Below are 20,288 nucleotides of genomic sequence, written 5' to 3' on the forward strand. Positions count from 1 at the left end.
ACGATCGGCGGACAGACTGCGAATCATACGCCGATTGAATGGATTATTTTGTCGATTGACCATCTAACAAAACCCTTAAAGGTATGAAAAAAAGAGAACCTGTACGTACAGGCTACTCGCCGAGCCGACCTGCTACCCGGCTGATGCGGTTTCTGAATTTATCGCTTGCTCAACTCTTTCTGCTGGTAGCCTGTATGAATTTTTCGTTCGCCTTCAATAGGGATGGACAGGATTTGATGAACCGAACGGTTACGCTCAAGGTCGAAAACCAGCGGCTCCGCGTAGTGCTATCGCAAATTGAACAGCAGACGGCTGCCCGTTTCGTGTATAGTTCGAAGTCGATCAACATCAATCAGCCGATAACGATTGCCGTTACCGAAAAACGCCTGAACGAAACGTTGATCGATTTACTTAAGCCGCTGAAATTGACGTATCGACTGGTGGGTGGGCAAATTGTGCTGGAAGCCGATTCTGAATCACACACACGTATCGGCGTAGGTAGCGAAGCGGCTGACCGCGCGATATCGGGTACCGTAACCGACGAGAAAAAAACAGGGTTACCGGGCGTAAGTGTTGTTGTAAAAGGGTCTAATCGCGGTTCGACAACGGACGCAAATGGACAATTCAAGTTAACGATACCGGATGGAGATGGCATAGTACTGACCTTTTCGTTTGTCGGTTATCAAAGTCAAGACGTGCCGGTGGGTAGTCAGGCGAGCATCAGCGTATCAATGACCCCCGACGTTTCTGCACTGGACGAAGTTGTCGTGATCGGGTATGGTGCTGTTCGTAAAAAAGATTTGACCGGCTCCGTTGTTCAACTCAAAGGCGAGCAACTTAAGGAAGTGCCGACATCCAATGTTCTGGAAGCGGCTCAGGGAAAAATTGCCGGTGCCGACATCACCCGAAGTAGTGGTCAGGCGGGTGCCCGGGTGAACATCTCGATTCGCGGCAACCGCTCCATTGGTGGCAACAACTCCCCGCTGATTATTGTGGATGGTATTCAGTACAGCAATCTGGAGGATATCAACTCCAACGATATCGAGACGATGGATGTGCTGAAAGATGCCTCGTCTACCGCGATCTACGGTTCGCGGGGGTCGAACGGGGTTATTTTGATCACCACAAAAAAAGGTCGTTCGGGCAAACCAGACATATCGTTCAATGCCTATTCCGGAATTTCGCAGGCAACGATGTATCCGAAGGCGATGGACATCACTGCGTTCCGGGATTTCAAACGGGAAGCCTGGCGGGCGGGTGGCGTCTGGAAAAGTCCGGCCGATGATGCCGCTATTTTTACGAATGTGGCTGAATATGATGCGTTACAAAAAGGCCTCTGGACTGACTATCAGGATGCGCTGATTCATAATGGCCTGCAACAGGATTATCAGGTCGGAATTCGGGCCGGTACCGACCGATTAAAGTCGTATGTATCAGTTGATTATTTCAATGAAAAAGGAATTCTGAAACTGGATGAGCTGAAGCGCTATACCGGACGACTCAATGTTGATTTTACGATTAACGACTGGATGAAAATCGGTCTGCAAAGTCAATTGACCTATTATAACCAGAGCGTTCGGCGAGATCCGCTTAACCAGGCCAATAAAATCAGCCCGCTTGGATCACTGTACGATGCCAATGGCAATTTTAACTACATCATGCTGGATGGCCAAACAGCTAATCCACTCTCCGACGAACAGCCCAACGTATTCAATAACACCGTGTTGACAACCCGGGTGTTAACGAACGGCTACCTGGAGTTGACGCCTTTGAAAGGCCTGATGATTCGGAGTACTCTAGGTGTGAATCTGTCTTCTATTCGGGATGGAGCGTATTCATCGCCGAAATCCATTGACCGCTCCCTCACGGGTAAATCACTGGCGACTTATAACACCAGCAGCAGCCGGAGCCTGAACTGGGAAAACGTAGTGACCTACCAGCGAACGTTGGGCCAACATGCCGTTACCTTAACAGGTATTGCCAGCTACCTGAGTAATTCATCCGACAATTCATCGGCATCGGGTGTTAACCAGTTGTTGCCGTCGCAGTTGTTCTATTCCATCGGCAGTGCCACGGAGGAAATCAAGATCAATTCAGCTTATACGCAAAACAACCTGGTGTCGTTTGCTGGTCGGTTAAATTATGCCTACCGGGATCGGTACCTGCTCACGGTGACGGCTCGTGAAGACGGTTCATCGAAACTGGCCCCGGGTAACAAATGGACGTTCTTCCCATCGGCGGCCCTGGCGTGGCGCATCATCGAAGAGAAGTTTATGCAGGGTGTCAAGGGGTTTAGTGATCTGAAGCTACGGGCTAGCTACGGTGTGGCCGGTAATGATCCATCGGGTCCGTATGCTACGCAAACGACGCTGACCCGGATCGCCTTTGGTTATGATGAAGCGGCAGCCCCCGCCTACACGTTCTCCCGGAACGTGGGTAATATGGCCCTGGGTTGGGAACTGTCGTATACGAAAAATATAGGCCTTGATTTCGGATTGTTCAATGGTCGAATCAACACCTCCGTCGATTATTACGATACCCGCACGCAGGACCTATTGCTGGACCGTGGTCTGCCGCCAACAACCGGGGTGACGACGGTGAAGCAAAACATTGGCAAAACCCGCAACCGGGGTGTCGAAGTTACACTGGGAAGCACCAACATACGAACGTCAAGCCTAAGCTGGACCAGCAACGTCACCTTCACCAGAAATAAGGAAGAGATTACCGAACTGGTGACGGGCAGCAATGACATTGGTAATGGCTGGTTTGTCGGTTCGCCCATCAGCGTGTATTACGATTACGAAAAACTGGGTATCTGGCAAACTTCCGAAGCTGATCTGGCCACGAAACTCTCGCCAACCCAGCTACCCGGCGAAATAAAAGTCAGAGACCAGAACGGCGACGGAAAGATCGACGCCGTCAATGACCGGATTATTCTGGGAACACCCCGGCCCAAATGGAGTGGCGGTTTCGACAACACCGTCAAATTCAAAGGATTTGATCTGAATGTATTCCTATATGCCCGTATCGGACAGATGATTAACTCCGATCGCTCGGCCCGCTTCGATCAACAGGGTGTTGGCAACAGTACGGCAGGTCTGGACTATTGGACACCCGAAAATCCGACCAATGCCTACCCACGGCCCAATAAGAATGGTGGTCTGAAATACCTGTCGACTCTAGGCTACGTAGATGGTACTTTCGCCCGGATTCGGAATATTACGCTGGCCTACAATGTGCCGGTTAAAGTATTGCCAAAGGCCATTCGTGGGGTACGGCTTTATGTGACGGGCAAGAACCTGTTCACGTTTACCAGGCTGAACTACGACCCGGAGCGGGGTGGTTCTGAAAACTTCCCTATGACCAAGCTCTATGTATTTGGCCTGAACGTCAATCTATAACCCGAAAATAGTAAATCGATCATGAAGGCATTCCTAAAAAAAACGGGGTTATTGACATTGTCTCTGCTAACCCTTTTCTCGTGTAAAGACGCACTGGAAGAATATAATCCCAGTGGGTTGACCGCCGAAACCGTGTATACGACACCCGAAGGATTCGAAACACTAGTCAATGCGGCCTATTCATATCAACGCTGGTGGTATGGGAAAGAAGAAGGGTATAATATTGCTGAAACGGGAACCGATATCTGGACGAGTGGAACAGGGGAAGTTTACCGCGATTTGACCCAATACCTCAATCTTCAGGGAAGCAATACTGCTTTGGCTAACGAATGGCGGGAGTTTTACGCTGCGATCAATCTTTGCAATGGCGGCATAAGCCGGATCGACAAAGCTGGCCTGTCGGCTACGTTACGACCCATTCGTGAAGGCGAACTGCGGTTTCTTCGGGCCTTTTATTACTGGCACATTGTTGAGACCTGGGGTGGTGTACACTTCACGACGCAGGAAACGAATGGCATTGTCTCTACGGCTAACCGGACACCCGTAGAAACGTTTTACAATCAGATTTTTGAGGATTTAAAGATAGCCGCAGCCAATCTGCCCATTACACAGCCACAGTACGGCAAAGTGACGAAAGGGGCCGCACAGGCGTTTCTTGCCCGTATGTATCTAACGCGCGGCATGAATAAAGAAGCGCTGGAAATGGCGCAGGCTGTCCTGGCGAATACGAACTACAAGCTGGAAGCCAACTACGCCGACCTGTGGAAAATGAGTAATCTGAAAACCAAAGAAGCCATCTATGTAGTGGATTACTCGGTGAATCTGGCGCTTAATGATCTGGTCAACACAACATTCAATCCCTACGGTCACGGGCGGGGAAGTAACAACGCACACCTGCTGTTTCTGATGAAGTACGATGACCGGCCCGGCATGACGCGTGACATTCAGAACGGGCGGCCGTTCAACCGCTACATGCCAACGCGCTTCCTGCTCGACCTCTATGGCGATAATGACGCCCGCTACGAAGGTTCATTTAACGAGGTTTGGTTTGCCAACGCCACTACGCGCCCGGCGGGTATGAATCTGGGTGATACGGCCGTTTATTGCAGCCGAAAAGAAATTCCGGATGCTTTTGAAGCGACACGTAAATACCAGACATACGATCGGAGCAAGATTTATAACGCCAACGGAACGGCAAAAGATAATTTGCGCTACCCCAGCCTGTCGAAATTTATGGACCCTACCCGCGCCAGTCTGAACGAAGCTCAGAGCGCCCGCGATGTGTTTGTAATCCGGCTGGCCGAAGTTTACCTGATTGCTGCCGAGGCTCAGATGAAACTTGGCAACTTGCAGGCTGCGGCTGATTATATCAATGTACTGCGCACCAGGGCCGCAAAATCCGGTAAAGCAGCCGCTATGCAAATTACGCCCGCTCAGGTAACCCTCGATTTCATTCTGGATGAGCGCGCTCGTGAGCTGGCTGGCGAGCAAATACGCTGGTTCGACCTGAAACGTACCGGTAAATTGCTGGAACGCATTCGGGCCAATGCTCCCGACAACGCGGTCAATCTTCAGGATTTTCAGGTGTTACGGCCAATTCCACAAACACAGTTGGATGCCATTACCAACAAGACGGAGTTTACGCAAAATCAGGGCTATCAATAGGATTTATCTGGAAGCGTACTGGCAGGCCAAGCCGCCGGCACGCTTCTTTTTTTCGAAAAGTGCAGGTAGACTATAAAAGACAATGACTAGACGTTATCAATTTCTCAGCCTCGTATTCGCCACTCTGGTTCCGTTTGCTACTCAGGCCCAATCAACACCAACCTATAGCTGGGCGAATCTCCCGAAGATTGCTCAGCCAACGTTTCGGAAAGACACAATATCGATTCTCTCGTATGGTGCCAGACCCGATGGCGTGACGCTGAATACGAAGTCGATAAACACGGCCATAGCCGCCTGTAGTCAAAAAGGAGGGGGCGTTGTCGTGGTGCCGGGTGGCTTGTGGATGACCGGTCCCATCGAGTTGAAAAGTAATGTCAATCTGCATCTGAATAAGTCGGCTTTGTTATTGTTTACCCCCGACAAAAGCCAATATGCGTTGGTAGAAGGCGTATACGAAGGAAAGCGCGCGGCCCGGAATCAATCGCCGATCTCAGGCACGAATCTGGAAAATATCGCTATCACCGGACAGGGAATTGTGGATGGCAATGGCGATGTATGGCGGGCCGTCAACAAAGGGCAACTGACAGAAAATCAATGGAAGGCGAAAGTAACCTCAGGCGGGGTGCTGAAAGACGATGGCACGACCTGGTATCCCAGCGAGCAGTTCAAAAAGGTGAGCACCGAGAGCCGGAGTATGCTCTTATCTTCTGAGAAGCCGCTATCGAGTTTCGAGGACATGAAAGACTTTTTACGACCAAATCTGGTCGTGCTGACCAGTTGCAAAAAAGTGCTGCTGGAAGGCGTTACGTTCCAGAACTCGGCCGCCTGGTGTATGCACCCTCTGATGTGCCAGGATCTTACGATACGGAATGTAACCACCAAAAACCCAGAATACGCCCAGAATGGCGATGGGATGGATATCGAGTCCTGCAAGAACTTTCTGATCGAAGGCTGTACGCTTGATGTGGGCGATGATGCCATCTGTATCAAATCCGGTAAGGATGAGGAAGGACGCAAGCGGGGCATGCCAACCGAGAATGGGATCATCCGCAATAACACGGTCTATAACGGACATGGCGGGTTTGTGGTGGGTAGTGAAATGAGCGGTGGAGCCCGATACATTTTTGTGTCGAACTGCACGTTTATGGGTACCGACAAAGGGTTGAGGTTCAAATCAGTACGTGGTAGGGGCGGGGTGGTAGAGCATATCTACGCTAAAGATATTTTTATGAAGGATATCGGTGGGGAGGCCATCTTCTTCGACCTGTATTACTTCGTCAAATTCGCCACAGACGGACAGCGCGATGAACGTCCGGTCGTCAACGAAGGAACGCCGGTTTTTCGGGATATGAAGTTTGAGAACATTGTCTGCAATGGCGCGAAGAAAGGCGTATTTATTCGCGGACTGCCCGAAATGGCGGTTAAAAATATAACGATGGAAAAGATGGTGCTGGAAGCCGATAAAGGGGTGGAGCTGATCGATGCGAGCGGTATCCGTTTTACCAATGTCCGGCTTATCACCAAAAGCACGAAGCCCGTTATTCTGGTCGATAACAGCAGTAACTTGACTTTCGACACCATTCAATACGACCCTCAGGCCAGTCTGCTGTTTTCTGTACTTGGCGAACGTAGCCAGAACATTCAGGTAAAAAATACAGATGTAGCCAAGGCCAAAACCAAAGCCGAGTTTAGCAAGGGCGCGCTGGAAAAAAACCTGATTCTGTCCTCGATCAAATAAACTATTGACTATGAGATTATTTGGAAGGGTATGGACGTTGTTTGGCCTGCTGACGCTTTCCGCGTACACCCCACCACCCGGCAAGATTACCGTGTATCTGATTGGCGACTCGACCATGTCCATAAAACAGGTGAAAGCCTATCCCGAAACGGGTTGGGGAATGCCCTTCGCCTATTTTTTCGATGAGAGTGTAACCGTCGACAATCGGGCGCAAAACGGCCGTAGCACCCGAACGTTTATCGAAGAAAATCGCTGGCAACCGGTGGTCGACAGCTTACACCAAGGCGACTATGTGCTGATTCAGTTCGGCCACAATGACGAGGTGAAAACCAAGAAAAGTTATACGACGGAAGAAGAGTTCAGGAAAAATCTGATTCGATTCATCACCGAAAGCCGGGCCCGAAAAGCAATTCCCGTACTCATCACACCCGTTGCCCGGCGGCAATTCGACGCGAGTGGAAAGATTGAAGGAACGCATACCGTCTACTCTGAACTAGTACGTGCAGTGGCAACCGAGTCCGCAACGCCATTGATCGATTTAGACCGGCAAAGTCAGGAGTTGCTGCAAACATTCGGTGTCGAAAAGTCCAGACTTCTCTTTCTCCAGTTAGAGCCGGGAGAACATCCTAACTATCCTGAAGGGAAGGAAGATAACACTCATTTTAGTGAACTCGGTGCCCGTAAAATGGCCGGATTAGTGCTGGCCAGTATGAAGTCTCTGAAACTGGAGCTGGCCAATCGAATTGTAAATCGTCAAACGAAGTAATTCAATGTCAAATAGACTCCGTTTACTAGTTGCCCTGTTGCTAATGGCAAAAGTTGCTGTTTCCCAGACAGCCCCGCAGGCTTCCCCTACGTCTCCCGCTTCGGTTACCGTGGCCCAGGACGGGAGCGGTAACTTCAAAACCATTCAGGAAGCCGTCAACAGTTTCCGCGATCATATGCAGGTGCGGGTTACACTCTACGTCAGGAATGGAGTATATACCGAAAAGCTGGTCATTCCGTCCTGGAAACCGAACATCCATATCATTGGCGAAAGCAGGGAAGGGGTGATTATAACGGGCGACGATTATTCCGGGAAAGCTTTTCCGGGCGGGAAAGACGGGACTGGCAAGGACCAATACAGCACGTACACATCGTATACGGTCTTCGTCGATGCGCCGGACACGAAACTGGAAAATCTGACCATCCGCAACACGGCCGGAAGAGTTGGCCAGGCCGTGGCACTACACGTTGACGGGGATCGGTTTACCTGTAAAAACTGCATTTTGCTGGGTAATCAGGATACCCTTTACGCGGCAGCCGAAGGCAGTCGTCAGTATTACGAAAATTGCTTCATTGAAGGGACAACCGATTTTATTTTTGGCAAATCGATATCCGTCTTTCAGTCCTGCACCATCAAGAGCCTATCGGACTCGTTTATTACGGCGGCTGCTACGCCCGATTATCAACGCTACGGGTTCGTTTTTCTGGACTGCAAACTAATCGCTGATGCAGCTGCCCAAAAAGTTTATCTGGGGCGTCCCTGGCGCTATAAAGCCAGAACTATTTTTATACGGACAGAGATGGGAAGCCATATCCTGCCAGTAGGTTGGGATAACTGGGGTAATGCAGCAAACGAACAAACGGTGTTATACGCCGAACAGGGTAGCACAGGTCCGGGTGGGAATTCGTCGAAGCGGGCCGTGTGGTCAAAGCAGCTCTCGTCGAAAGAAGCCCAGCGCTACACGTTAACAACCATCTTTTCAGGACCGTCGGCCTGGTTGCCGACTGCCAAATAAGCTTGCCTTTATGAATTCGATCCCACTCGCCGGACTATTTTTCCTGTCAACACTTCCGGTTGCTGCACAGGCCATCCGGTCCAAACCCGTTTCAATAACGCCATCGGTGTCGAACGTATGGGTTTCCGATCAGGGCAACGGTACCTATAAGAATCCCGTTCTGAACGCCGATTATTCGGACCCGGACGTATGCCGTGCAGGCAACGATTTTTATCTCGTAGCATCCAGCTTCGATGCCATTCCCGGCTTACCCATTCTGCACTCGAACGATTTGGTAAACTGGACTATAATCGGTCATGCCCTGAAACGCCAGCCGCCAATTGACCATTTTGAGCAAACGCAGCATGGCAACGGGGTTTGGGCACCGTCTATCCGATACCATAACAATGAGTTCTATATCTATTATCCTGACCCGGATTTTGGTATCTATCTAACCAAAGCGACCAATCCGGCTGGTCCCTGGTCGGATCCGGTTATAGTTGAAGGGGGAAAGGGGCTTATTGACCCGTGTCCGCTCTGGGATGATAATGGCGATGTGTATCTGGTACATGGATGGGCGGGCAGCCGTGCCGGTATCAAGAGTATTCTCACCGTCAAAAAGCTGAATGCCGCAGGTACTGAGGTTCTGGATGAAGGCGTCGTTGTGTATGATGGTCACGAAACGGACCCAACCATCGAAGGACCAAAGGCATACAAACGCAATGGGTTTTATTATCTGTTTGCGCCAGCCGGCGGTGTTTCAACGGGTTGGCAACTGGTGTTACGGTCAAAAAATATCTATGGTCCTTACGAACGGAAAGTTGTGATGGATCAGGGGAAAAGCCCGATCAATGGACCGCATCAGGGAGCCTGGGTGACAACGAATGCTGTCAATGGCAAACCCGCCGAAGACTGGTTTTTGCATTTTCAGGACAAGGAAGCCTACGGTCGGGTTGTACATCTGCAACCCATGAAGTGGGTAAATGACTGGCCGGTTATTGGCATAGATATAGATGGTGACGGCAAAGGAGAACCGGTACTAACGTATAAAAAACCGACCGGTCCGCCGGTACGGGTTTCCATACCCTCGGTTAGTAAAACCTATCCCATGGCTACCCCCGCCGAATCGGATGAGTTCAACAGCCCAAAGCTCGGCTTCCAATGGCAGTGGCAGGCGAATCCAAAAGGTATCTGGCATACGGTCGGCCGGCGATCCGGGAGTGACTATGGATTTCTGCGGTTGTATTCCTATAAAGCACCGGAAGACGCGAAAAACAATTGGGATGTGCCAAATCTGCTGATGCAGAAATTTCCTGCTGAAACGTTCATGGCTACCACGAAGGTGCTTTTCAAGCCAAACCCAAAACTAGAGAATGAAAAGGCTGGCCTGATTATCATGGGATTGAGTTACGCCAATCTGGTGCTAAAAAGTAGTAAGGAAGGTCTGACCCTGGTGCATGGCGTCTGTAAAAAAGCCGCCGACGGAAAAGCGGAAGTCGAGACAGTGATTACGCGAATCAATCCGGGTACGCCCGTATACCTGCGGGTGGAGGTGGCCGAAGGAGCGAAATGCCAGTTCAGTTATAGCCTTGACGGCACAAGTTTTACGAAAACCGGTGATGTATTTCAGGCCGAAGTTGGCCGATGGATTGGGGCTAAGATGGGCATCTTCTGCACTCGGAAAACGCAGATCAATGACTCGGGCTACGCCGACTTCGACTGGTTCCGGGTAGAGGCAGTTTCCAGCACAAAGCTCTGATAGTAAGTATATATTGGATTCGTTAAACAACAACCTGTCGAATGAAACAAACGGTAATTACCACAACCCTTTTACTGGTTCTATTGACGATTTCTGTTTGGGCACAACCCACGAAAAAAACACCAGTTTCCGATAAACCCTGGTCGGTCCGGATGGCCGATTCAGATATGATACGCAACCCCAAAGGATGGATGCTCGACTTTTCGAAAGTGCCCCGCTGGAACTACTGTCATGGTCTGGTATGTAGTGCGCTCGAACAGGCATGGAAAGAGTCGGGCGATGAAAAATATTACGCATACATTAAGGAATACGCCGACGATATGATCAATCCAGACGGTACGATAAAGACCTACACGCTGGAGCAGTACAACATCGATGCCGTTAACTCCGGCAAGTTCCTGTTTGCGCTATATGAAAAAACGCATGACCCAAAATACGAGAAATCCCTTCGATTACTGCGGAGCCAGATGCTGACTCATCCGCGCACAAGCGAAGGTGGATTCTGGCATAAAAAGCATTATCCTCACCAGATGTGGCTCGATGGATTGTATATGGCCTCACCGTTTCTGGCTCAGTATGCACAGGTCTTCAACGAACCTACGTTGTTTGCCGACGTAGCCAATCAAATTCTCCTCATCGACAAACACAACAAAGACCCGAAAACGGGGCTGTATTACCACGGCTGGGACGAAAGCAAAGAACAGCGCTGGGCAGATAAGGAAACCGGAAAATCGCCCCACGTTTGGGGGCGTGGTATGGGCTGGTACGCGATGACGTTAGTCGACGTTCTGGATTATTTTCCTGAAGACCATCCGCAACGAAAACAAATTGTCGCTATTGCGAATCAGCTGGCACAAACACTGGCCAATTATCAGGACCCACAAACAGGACTCTGGTATCAGGTAATGGATGTAGGCAAACAGGATGGTAACTATCTGGAATCTTCCGGCTCCACCATGTTCGTTTATTTCCTGATCAAAGCTGCAAAAAAGGGCTACATTGATCAGAAGTACGCACGTGTTGCCCGGAAAGGATACGATGGTATTCTGTTGCATTTCATCAAAACGGAGCCTTCGGGGCAAATCACCATAACGGATGCCTGCGCAGGCGCTGGTTTGGGCGGTACACCCTATCGTGATGGCTCGTATGACTATTATTGTAAAGAAGCGAAACGGGACAATGATCCTAAATCTGTTGGGCCTTTTATCATGCTGGCTCTTGAGTTTGAAGAAATGAACGCGAAGAAGCAATAACAGTCTGTTCGTGAGTATTATCGATTTTAACCCAAAATCCTCCCGCATAAACAACGTTTTAATGCATGAACAAGAATCTCACCAGTAGCCTGTTGTCTGCCCTTTTTGTGCTGATTTATCTGCATGCTGCCGCGCAACCATCCTCCGATCAGTACCCGTCCCGGCAGTTGTTATTGCGCGACGAAGGTCTCTCCAAATTGAATTATATCGACCTGACTCATCCTGAACGAAACTATTTTGTCACCATTCCGGCGGGTCGGGATCTACAATTGGTAGGGAAAGGACGGGTGATGATTGGCACCGGCAAAGGGTATGAGGAGCGGGATATTAAAACGGGCGATAAAGTAGCCGAATTGACCACATTCGACGGAACCATTGCTGCCCGTCGCTTACGCAATGGTCATATAATGCTGGTTGGCCTGAACTGGCAGGGGAAGAAAGGCATTGTACTACTTGAACTGGATCAGAATAACGTGGTGCAACGAACCATCAATTACCCCGATTTCACCTATGTCCGACTGATACGGGAAACCATTGATGGTAATTTTCTACTTACGGCCAATGACCTGGTGTTTGAAGGCAAACCCGATGGAACTGTCGTTTGGCAGGCTCAGCTTACGAAACAAGTCAAAGCACAACACGCCTGGCAGGCCCAGCGATTGGGCAACGGTTATACGCTGGTGAGTGGAGGCTACTCGGCCAATTTCCAGCGATTCGACAAAAAAGGTGTTTGGGTAGATAGCATTAGCGGTCCGCCCATAGTAAATCCACATTTTTTTGCTGGTTTTCAAATACTCAGGAATGGAAATTGGGTCGTCGCTAACTGGCAGGGGCACGGTCCCGATCATGGAGCCGGTGGGACGCAAATACTGGAATATAACCCTGCCGGTAAACTGGTCTGGTCGTGGAAGCAGGACCCCAAACAGCAATCGTCAATACAGGGCGTACTGGTTCTGGATGGCCTCGATCTGAACCGTCTGCATGTGGAGGATGCTCAGGGTCGGCTAGTGCCGAATTGACGCGCTGCCCCAATCTATTTTGTCGGCAATACCCGGTTCAGAAAATCAGTTGTATACGTTAGCGTTGGCGTAAACCACGGATTGAAAAACATGAACGTATGGGGCGCATCAGGAAACGTATGCACGGCTGAATAGATGCCGAATTTGGTCAATTTTTTAATCAGATCGTCACGCCCGCCGTGCATACGATCTACGGAACTATTCAGAAACAAAATCGGGGGAGTATGCTTGTCAATGTGATTAAGCGCCGATGCTTCCTGCCACAAATCGGGACGTTGCGTTTTGGAATAACCAAACCAGTATGTAGCCGCCGAAATTGACTTCGAGTCATCACCCTCACCCGATTCTGGATGAATAAAAGCCAGCACACCGTCAATATCGACAATAGCCTGAACAGCACTTGAATAACGTTTATTGCCCCCTGATCTCTCAAAAGTCGCTTGTCCGTTTGTAGTGCCTGCCAAAGCCGCTAACTGTCCCCCCGCCGAAAAACCCAGCACCGCGATTCGGTTGGGATCAACACCGTATTTCTTCGCATTAGCCCGGACCCAGCGAATGGCCGCTTTTATATCCTGAACGGCGGCTGGATATAAGGCTTCCGTCGATAACCGATATTCGACCGGAATGGCCACAAAATCGTTAGCAGCCAGTTGTCCGGCCAATGAGTTATTGTGCGACCGATCCCCAGACCGCCAGCCCCCGCCGTGAATCATGACAATAGCCGGCCGGGTCTTTCCGGACACGGCTGGTCGAGTGTAAACATCCAGTTTAAGATTTCTTCCCGCACTGGGTGAACTGAACGTGATCTCTTTATCAATAAGAACTCCGGCTGGCAACGTTGAATTGGCCAGGGTGATGTTGGGATGGTATTTTTTCTCGCGCAGATAGGAGCCTAGCACGGTGAATGACGTATCCCGACCACCCGTTGGCTTTAATTGGGCATAGGTAACGTTAGTAGCCAGTGCTGTGATAAGGAGCAGGATAAGGCGTTGATTCATTGAGGTTTGCTCTAGGCGGTCAATAGTTGGTTTAGTAATTCTGCAATCTATTTTACATCGGTAAGCAGATTCATTTCGCGTAGCCAGCTTTCGCACAAGGTCGTCCATTGTTGCGTTGATCCAGGATTGTTACGCAGCGCAATGGCGTGACCACCCTGTGGAAATATGTGCAGACTGGCCGGAATTTTCTTGTCAATCAACGCCTGATAAAATAGCAGACTATTTCGTTGATCAACGACCGTGTCATTGTAGGCATGCGTCAAAAAGCAGGGAGGAGTGGTGGTCGTTACTGCGTTTTCCAGCGAATAGGTTTTCAACAAGTCGATCGACGGGTTGGGTCCTAACAGATTTTTTCGACTACCCGCGTGCGCATATTGGCCCATTGTTATGACGGGCGAAATAAGAAGTGCAAAATCGGGCCGGAACGACTGGCGGCTAATGGAATCGCTGACGGCCGATACATCGGTTGTATTTGTTGCCAGCAGTGCTGCCAGATGTCCGCCCGCCGATGAACCCATAGACCCAATCCGATCGGGCCTGATTCCCCATTTTTTGGCATTAGCGCGGATAAATCGTATCGCTCGCTGCGCATCTTGTAATGGCCCCAACTCCCGCTGCTTCAGGTCTGGCGAATTTGGTAGTCGATAATTGAGGACGAAGGCGCTTATCCCCATTGTGTTGAACCATTTAGCCAATTGCCAACCACTAATCACATAGGCCAACCGCTCGTAGCCACCACCCGGACAAATCACGACAGCCGCCCCTTTGTTCTCCTGCGCTGATGGGAAAAAGGCATACATTCCCGGCGTCCCAACCCGGTAAACCCGCTCATTGGCAATACTATCCTGTAGCGCCATACCTTTTGTATTCGGCATGTTACCGGCGGGCCAAAGCGGTATAAAGTCCTGTGCTGTAACGTAGTTCTCTGAGATTATCAGCAGGATAATGAGTAACCCAATGGTGCGCATACGTTCGAGAGAGGGTAAGATTGAAATCACTGGATTAACTAGATACTTTATTAGCTGAAACCTGATTCAGCCGCTTCCAACCTACTTTTCATACAATAACATTCCTGTATAATCAGTCCAATATGGCTTTTATAAAGCTTTGATTTAATCACTATAGATATAAAATTCTGTACTTTAGCAAGCAACTTTAAGCAATGCCTGTGTTACTATGGAGTATAAAACTCTTCCTGATGCTGTCTTATTGATTTACCTGAAACAAGGCGACGAATCCGCTTTTCAGGAAATCTATGTGCGTTACTGGAGGAAACTATTCACCATAGCAAGAAACAAGCTCCCATCAACCGATAGTCCCGAAGATATGGTTCAGGATTTATTTGTGAAACTATGGGAGCAGCGGCGAAACCTGCTTATCGAAAATTTGGGTGCTTATTTACACATGTCCCTCAAATATGCCATCATCAATCTATTTAAGGCGAGACTGGTGAGAGAAAAGTACGTGGAACATGCGCAAAGTTTTTTGCCAAATGAGCAATCGACAGAAGAGCAAATTGCCCTGAACGACTTGATGGCTACTATTGAACATCAACTGAACGATTTTCCGGAGAAGACCCGTCAGATTTTTCGACTAAACCGGTTGGAGTATAAGTCAGCGAAAGAAATTTCGGATCAACTGGGTATTCCCGAACGCACCGTCGAATATCATATCAACTTATCCCTCAAGTTACTTCGACCCTTACTACAGGATTACCTGGTATTGGCCATAGTATTTTATGTTTGCTAAAGCTTCGTTGAGCCATAAGAATTATTCTCCTGGCTGAAGGCTTTTTATTTCCTGCTTTAACCATAGTAAAATCCGAGATGTCATAAAAATCAGCCGGACCTCGGCGAGGATTTACTATAAGTCAACCTACCTGGTATTATTCCGCAACTCCACTGTAAAAAAATGTTATAACCTTTCGGCCATAGGAGGATCAATATAAAAAATATTGTATTATATGGAGAAATGTTTGCCTTAGTAGCGCTGGTAATATAAATATTTAACTATTTAATAAAATCATTTGCGGTCTATACGGGAGAAATATGTCGTGTATATGACGACTAACTCCATCAAGCATGAGCCGTAAGGAATTTGGGTTTCTTCTACAACAGTATCTGGACGGGAAATGCTCTGAAGATGAGCGGGCGTTTGTCGAACATTGGTACGGGATTGTGCAAAACAAAGACAGGGAGCCACTACAGGAAACGGATTTTCAGGCTCTGGAGCCTTTACTCTGGCAGCAGATTCAGAGTCGGACACAGTCGCCGAAGGTAATTCCGATGCCGGTTAGCAGCCCCCGTCGCCAGTTTTCTTATCCCTGGATGGCAGTTGCCGCTTCAATCGTACTGGTACTGCTGGCTGGCTGGTGGTTCTATCGTCAGCAAGGCGGATTGCTAACGTATGAGAATGAGATTTCGCAAGAGATTGATCATGCCGATTGGCAACAGCGGACAAACTCGTCGGACAAAGCCGAAGTGATTCAACTTTCTGATGGCAGTCAGGTCCGATTAGCGCCACAAAGCTCTATTCAATATCCTGCGAAATTTGCGGCTGATAAACGGGAAATTGCGCTAAAAGGGGAGGCCTTTTTCTCGGTTCAAAAAATGCCCACACGCCCTTTTTACGTGTACACTGGCACGGTTGTCACCAAAGTGTTAGGAACAAGTTTTTTAGTGAAAACGCAGGCGACTACAAAACAGGTTGTTGTTGAAGTGGCAACAGGTCGAGTGGCCGTTTACAAGCAAACGAAAGTTGCTGAAACCGCAACCGCAACGAATGCTATTGTGTTAAGCCCCAACCAGAAAGCGACCTATTCGCCCGAAAATCAGCAATTTGTGACGGGCCTTGTTGAACGCCCGCAAGTGATTTCGGCAGAAAAATCCGTTACGCAGCCTCGATCGTTTGAGTTTGATGATGTGCCGCTACGGCGGGTTATTGTTCAGCTGGAGGAAGCCTACGGCCTGACGATCAAACTTGAAAATGAGAATCAGAACGAATGTCCGCTCACCGCCGATCTATCTAACCTTTCATTGTATGCTCAATTAGATATGATTTGCGCAGCCACAAAATCCAGCTACACCGTGCAGGGAACAACTATTCTGATTAGTGGAAAAGGATGCGCTAATCTGTAAGTGTAAACGAACCTCGCTAACCCCCGAAGCCTATGTAAATTCACTACACCCCGCACAAAAAAAGAAGCTGATCATGTTTGCACCATAATCAGCTTCAGAATCTCCCCTCATGTAGCCTTGTGAGCTAGTCATTGCGGTATTGCACTGCCCAATGAACGAGGGACTTATTTGTCAAATCGTCCACTTAACAAACTCTCAAAGGTATGAAAATTTTTGATTCGGCTCTATTGAGCTGGTCATGCAGCCGGCGTATACCGATTTTTTTGCTGCTTATGAAACTATCCGTTATACAACTCTTTTTTTTCGTCACGTTTGTGGGCCTGTCATATGGCTTCGACGGTAACGCGCAGGAACTCCTGAATAAGTCTATCTCCCTGCATACTGAAGGCCAGCGGCTTCGGTATGTAATCGGGCAGATTGAGAAGCAGACGTCAGTGAAGTTCGTCTACAGTTCCAGAAACATCGGAGTCGACCGGCCCGTTACGATTCACCTGACTAACGTGAAGCTGAGCGATGCGCTGGAACAGCTGCTGAAACCGCTTAATCTAACTTATCAGCTTATTAATGGGCATATTGTTTTAGACAGTATCGTTCAGGATGCTGAATCAAAGGCAGAGGCAGCTTTACCCGAACCGGAAGCCGCTGACCAGGTAATTACCGGAACAATTAGCGACGAGAAAGAAGAAAAGCTGCCGGGCGTTAGCATCGTTATCAAAGGCACCACGCGGGGAACCACCAGCGACGCGAAAGGTCAATTTAAACTTACTGTTCCAACGGGTGAAGTCACGCTGACACTTTCGTTTGTTGGCTACAAAAGTCAGGATATCGCCGTGGGCAATCAATCGACGCTGACTATTAGTATGCAGCCCGACCAGAATTCGCTCAATGAGGTAGTTGTGGTTGGCTATGGGCAGGTTCAGAAGCGGGATTTGACCGGATCAGTCGTCTCAATCAAGGAAGCGCAGATTACGTCGACCCCGGTGGTGAATGCACTGGAAACCCTACAGGGAAAAGTAGCCGGTATGGACTTGACCCGGAGCAGTGGCGAAACGGGTGCCCCCCTCAATCTTACCATTCGTGGCAACCGGTCGCTCAATGACTCGAACCAGCCGCTGATTTTGGTCGACGGGATTCAGTATGGTTCGTATATCGATATCAACCCCAACGATATTGCCTCCGTTGACGTGTTGAAAGATGCGTCCTCAACCGCTATTTACGGGTCGAGAGGTGCCAATGGCGTAATCTTGATCACCACCAAAAGCGGGAAGGTCGGTAAGACCAAAGTAGAGTTTAATAACTACTACGGTATCAACGATCCGGTTGCCTATCAGCACGTTACCAATACTGATCAATACGTGGCAATGACGCGGGAGGCCTATCGGGCCGCTGGCCAGTGGAGCAGCCCTGCCGATGATGAGAAGATTTTCAATATTCAGATGGACAATATCCGCAAAGGTATTAATACCGATTGGGTTAGTTTAATGCTACGTAGTGGAAGTGTTCAGAATAACCACATTGCCATTTCGGGGGGTAACGAAAAAACGAAATTTCGCCTGTCGACGGAATATTTCAACGAGCGCGGCTTGCTTAAATATGATCAGCTTCGGCGCTTTGTTCAGCACCTTAACCTCGACCATCAGATCCTGAATAACCTGAAAGTTGGGATGGTTCTGAATTTCAATTCGTCAACTCAACAACGCCGGAACACGAGTTTCTGGAACCTTCAAAAAAACTCTTCACTGGGTATTCCCTACAATGAGGATGGCTCGATAAAAACCTATCCGTTTCCCGGTTCTCTGGTTTATAACCCCCTCCTCGACGAAAGTCCGGATAATTATTCCAACCTGACCACCAGCAGCCGGATTTTTATGCTCGGATTTGGTGAATGGTCGATCCTGAAAAACCTTTCGTTACGGTCCAGTTTTGGTATCGATATTTCCAACAGCCAGCAGGGCATTTTTGAAGGAAAGAATACTACCCTGGCAGGCGTGAACAGCGGGTATTCGCGAGCCGCATTAATTGATGGCAAGAATCGCAACTGGACTTGGGAAAACGTTCTGAACTATACCAAAACCATCAAGGATCATTCCCTTAACGCTATGGTCGGAACCAGTATGATCAGCTACCGAACGGTGAACTTTTCGGGAGAAGGAAAGGATCAGCCGTTTTCGTCCTCGCTCTTTTATAATCTAAATACGAACACAAAAGACATTATCACAACCAGTAGCCTGATCGAGAGTTCGCTCGCATCGGTTTTTGGTCGGTTAAACTATAAGTTCAAAGATCGGTATCTGTTAACCGCTTCGTTACGTGCCGATGGAGCGTCGGTGCTGGCAGAGGGGCATAAATGGGCCTACTTTCCATCGGTGGCAGTTGCCTGGCGTTTGCTGGATGAGTCGTTCATGACCAATACCGGAAACCTGTTTTCTGAAATGAAACTTAGAGCCAGCTACGGGATTTCAGGAAACAGTGCCATTGCGGCTTATCAAACGCAGGGTGGACTTGGCAAAATCGCCTATTCGTTCGATGAAACCCCCGCTTTCGGCTATTGGCCCAAGCTCCTGGCGAACAAAGATTTAGGCTGGGAGAAAACCGCAACGGTCAACGTAGGACTTGACTTTGGTTTCTTCAAAAATCGGCTGACCGGCACTGTTGACGTCTACAATACCAACACCAGCGATCTGTTGATGGATCGGATATTACCCTCGTTGACGGGCTACAGTACTACCGTTTCTAACGTTGGGAAAACCAAAACCCGAGGGGTCGATCTGACTATTTCTACCCGCAATTACACATCGTCAGCGTTCTCCTGGTCAACGGATCTGAACCTGGCGACCTATAAAGAAGAAATTGTGGCCTTGAGCGTAGGGGGCGACGACGTATCTAAAGCGTGGTTCGTTGGCAAACCACTTCGCGTTTTTTACGACTACGAAAAAACGGGCATCTGGCAAACGGCGGAAAAAGATGCAGCCGCTGTTTACAACAAAGTACCGGGTGAGATCAAGGTTCGGGATCAGAACAACGATGGGAAGATTACGGCCAGCAATGATCGGGTTGTACTGGGGCAGGCCTCACCGAAATGGTCGGGCGGTATAACCAACAACTTTACCTATGGCAATGTCAATCTCTCGGTACTGATTTATGCGCGGGTTGGCCAGACGATTTCCAGTCAATATCTCGGCTATTTTTATCCGGGTGGTACAACGGCTGTAGCCGACTACTGGACGCCTGAGAACCCCACCAATGCCTACCCCCGTCCATGGCTGAGTCATACCGACCAGTACCTGTCAACGCTCAGTTATGTCGATGGGTCTTTCTGGAAAATCAAGGACATCCGCCTGAGCTATAACCTACCGAAGAACCTGCTGAAAAAGAGCTCGTTGAGTAATGTAACGATCTATTCGACTGCGAAAAACTTTTTCACATTCAGCAAGCTGAAAGATTACGATCCTGAGCGGGGTGGCTCCGTCGATTTCCCGCTGACCAAACAGCTTATCATTGGCCTTAACGTTAGTTTCTAAACGCCTTAACAGACCTTGTTGATCAGCGACACTGTCT

The 20,288-nt window shown here is 49.1% G+C and carries 13 protein-coding genes; 11 read left to right on the forward strand and 2 right to left on the reverse strand.

The window, feature by feature from the left end:
- Window positions 1–83 precede the first annotated feature (83 nt).
- The 8 genes from CWM47_RS05600 (at window position 84) to CWM47_RS05635 (ending at window position 12,595) form a co-directional block, all read left to right on the forward strand.
- A complete protein-coding gene (locus CWM47_RS05600) occupies window positions 84–3,401 on the forward strand; it encodes a TonB-dependent receptor (RefSeq protein WP_240625725.1) in 3,318 nt (1,105 codons plus the stop codon).
- Window positions 3,402–3,422: 21 nt separating this feature from the next.
- Window positions 3,423–5,066 carry a RagB/SusD family nutrient uptake outer membrane protein gene (locus CWM47_RS05605; protein ID WP_100986987.1) on the forward strand — a complete coding sequence of 548 codons (1,644 nt, stop codon included), beginning with the start codon at window positions 3,423–3,425 and terminating at the stop codon, window positions 5,064–5,066.
- A gap of 82 nt (window positions 5,067–5,148) precedes the next feature.
- Window positions 5,149–6,804: a glycoside hydrolase family 28 protein gene (locus CWM47_RS05610; RefSeq protein ID WP_100986989.1), complete on the forward strand. Its 1,656-nt coding sequence runs from the start codon at window positions 5,149–5,151 to the stop codon at window positions 6,802–6,804.
- A gap of 10 nt (window positions 6,805–6,814) precedes the next feature.
- Window positions 6,815–7,570 (forward strand): rhamnogalacturonan acetylesterase, encoded by a 756-nt coding sequence (locus CWM47_RS05615; protein ID WP_100986991.1) that lies wholly within the window; start codon window positions 6,815–6,817, stop codon window positions 7,568–7,570.
- A gap of 4 nt (window positions 7,571–7,574) precedes the next feature.
- Window positions 7,575–8,585 (forward strand): pectinesterase family protein, encoded by a 1,011-nt coding sequence (locus CWM47_RS05620; RefSeq protein WP_100986993.1) that lies wholly within the window; start codon window positions 7,575–7,577, stop codon window positions 8,583–8,585.
- A 10-nt stretch (window positions 8,586–8,595) separates the two neighbouring features.
- Window positions 8,596–10,323 (forward strand): glycoside hydrolase family 43 protein, encoded by a 1,728-nt coding sequence (locus tag CWM47_RS05625; protein WP_100986995.1) that lies wholly within the window; start codon window positions 8,596–8,598, stop codon window positions 10,321–10,323.
- A gap of 41 nt (window positions 10,324–10,364) precedes the next feature.
- The gene (locus tag CWM47_RS05630; protein WP_100986997.1) at window positions 10,365–11,576 is read left to right on the forward strand and encodes a glycoside hydrolase family 88/105 protein; all 1,212 of its coding nucleotides are present in this window, start codon (window positions 10,365–10,367) and stop codon (window positions 11,574–11,576) included.
- Between the two features lie 65 nt (window positions 11,577–11,641).
- The gene (locus tag CWM47_RS05635; protein WP_100986999.1) at window positions 11,642–12,595 is read left to right on the forward strand and encodes a hypothetical protein; all 954 of its coding nucleotides are present in this window, start codon (window positions 11,642–11,644) and stop codon (window positions 12,593–12,595) included.
- Between the two features lie 14 nt (window positions 12,596–12,609).
- Here the strand turns inward: CWM47_RS05635 and CWM47_RS05640 are convergent, their stop codons facing one another.
- Complete coding sequence (locus CWM47_RS05640; protein ID WP_100987001.1) at window positions 12,610–13,593, reverse strand: alpha/beta hydrolase; 984 nt, start codon at window positions 13,591–13,593, stop codon at window positions 12,610–12,612.
- Between the two features lie 47 nt (window positions 13,594–13,640).
- Window positions 13,641–14,561 (reverse strand): alpha/beta hydrolase, encoded by a 921-nt coding sequence (locus tag CWM47_RS05645; RefSeq protein WP_100987003.1) that lies wholly within the window; start codon window positions 14,559–14,561, stop codon window positions 13,641–13,643.
- Between the two features lie 208 nt (window positions 14,562–14,769).
- Here CWM47_RS05645 and CWM47_RS05650 point away from each other — a divergent pair, with 208 nt between their 5' ends.
- From CWM47_RS05650 to CWM47_RS05660, 3 genes are all read left to right on the forward strand, one after another.
- Window positions 14,770–15,342, forward strand: coding sequence for a sigma-70 family RNA polymerase sigma factor (locus tag CWM47_RS05650; protein ID WP_100987005.1), 573 nt, complete (start codon window positions 14,770–14,772; stop codon window positions 15,340–15,342).
- A gap of 332 nt (window positions 15,343–15,674) precedes the next feature.
- Window positions 15,675–16,730 (forward strand): FecR family protein, encoded by a 1,056-nt coding sequence (locus CWM47_RS05655; protein ID WP_100987008.1) that lies wholly within the window; start codon window positions 15,675–15,677, stop codon window positions 16,728–16,730.
- A gap of 203 nt (window positions 16,731–16,933) precedes the next feature.
- A complete protein-coding gene (locus tag CWM47_RS05660) occupies window positions 16,934–20,251 on the forward strand; it encodes a TonB-dependent receptor (RefSeq protein ID WP_100987010.1) in 3,318 nt (1,105 codons plus the stop codon).
- The last annotated feature ends 37 nt before the right edge of the window (window positions 20,252–20,288 follow it).

Source organism: Spirosoma pollinicola, from assembly GCF_002831565.1.
Taxonomy (GTDB): domain Bacteria; phylum Bacteroidota; class Bacteroidia; order Cytophagales; family Spirosomataceae; genus Spirosoma; species Spirosoma pollinicola.